Origin of the sequence: Bathymodiolus platifrons methanotrophic gill symbiont (assembly GCF_002189065.1) — a bacterium.
Classification (GTDB): domain Bacteria; phylum Pseudomonadota; class Gammaproteobacteria; order Methylococcales; family Methylomonadaceae; genus Methyloprofundus.
The window spans coordinates 1-1132 of the sequence record NZ_BDMN01000592.1 but is presented as its reverse complement, the minus strand read 5'-3'; the positions used below and the strand labels follow the sequence as shown (position 1 = coordinate 1132).

At 43.4% G+C, this 1132-nt stretch carries 2 protein-coding genes; both read left to right on the top strand.

The annotated features are described in order from the left end of the window. The coding region (locus tag CDZ78_RS20785; RefSeq protein ID WP_211200791.1) for a helix-turn-helix domain-containing protein at positions 1-195 on the top strand (195 nt) is incomplete at its 5' end. Between the two features lie 68 nt (positions 196-263). Next, positions 264-794, top strand: coding sequence for an IS3 family transposase (locus CDZ78_RS20780; RefSeq protein WP_087871627.1), 531 nt, complete (start codon positions 264-266; stop codon positions 792-794). Positions 795-1132 lie beyond the last annotated feature (338 nt).

The window sequence follows — 1132 nt, the reverse complement described above, 5'->3', positions numbered from 1 at the left end:
AAGTGGCGTAGCTTGTCTAGGTGGGAAGAATCGACGCTTACGAATAAAACAAAGAAAGAAGCTGAACTCAAAGCAAAAATTGAGCAGATCTTTTATGCAAATAAACAAGTGTACGGAAGTCGTTGCATGTCAGATGCACTCAGTAAAATATGCATTGAGGCAGGACGTTATAAAGTAGCGCGATTGATGGCATAACTTGAATTAAAAGTACGTTACCCAAAGAAATTTAAAGTGACGACTGATAGCAATCACAATGATGCGATATCACCAAACAAGTTAACCGTCAGTTTACGGTTGCAGCGCCAAATAAAGTGTGGACTACCTATATTACCTACGTTTGGACACTTGAAGGCTGGCTTTATGTCGCTGTCGTTATCGATTTGTTTTCACGCCAAGTGGTGGGTTGGGCGATTAATGATCATATGCGTACCTCGCTTTGTTTAGATGCTTTGCAGATGGCTTTTTGTCGCAGAAACCCCAAGCCTGGACTGTTACATCATTCGGATCGTGGTAGCCAGTATGCAAGTAAAGAGTACCGCATACACCTGGATATCATGAGCATGGAGCAAAGCATGAGTCGAAAAGGAAACTGCTGGGATAATAGCCCGACAGAACGATTTTTCCGTAGTCTAAAACATGAGCAACTGAATTACGAAAAGTTCAGAACGGAAGAAGCAGCAAAGCTGAGTATTATTGATTACCTGGCTTTTTATAATGGTAAGCGAACGCACTCTAAATTGGGCTATAAATCACCCTTAGAGTTTGAACGTGAGTTCCAGAGAAAAACAGCTTAAGAATGTGTTCTGTTTTACTTGACCATTACAATCTATTGCTGATTGTTTATCCAGGCAAAAGTTAGTTTCTGCGTTGACTGAGAATGCGATTAAAAAAAGTAACAGTCGCTTAAAATCAGGGAAACGGAGCCTAAGCGGAGTGATGATTTTTAGTCCCTAGTAGGCGACAGGGCAATTCGCTGATCCGAAGTGCGCTAGTAGCGCGCGAGGGAGGCAAGAATTGCATTCCGAATAGCCGTCCAGCCATTTGAGGTAGTCTTAACGGAGAGGGTTTTGTGCGTAGTTGAGACGGACGCAGGGCGACCAGGGCATCTCCCATTCGCTGCGTAGGCGAATGA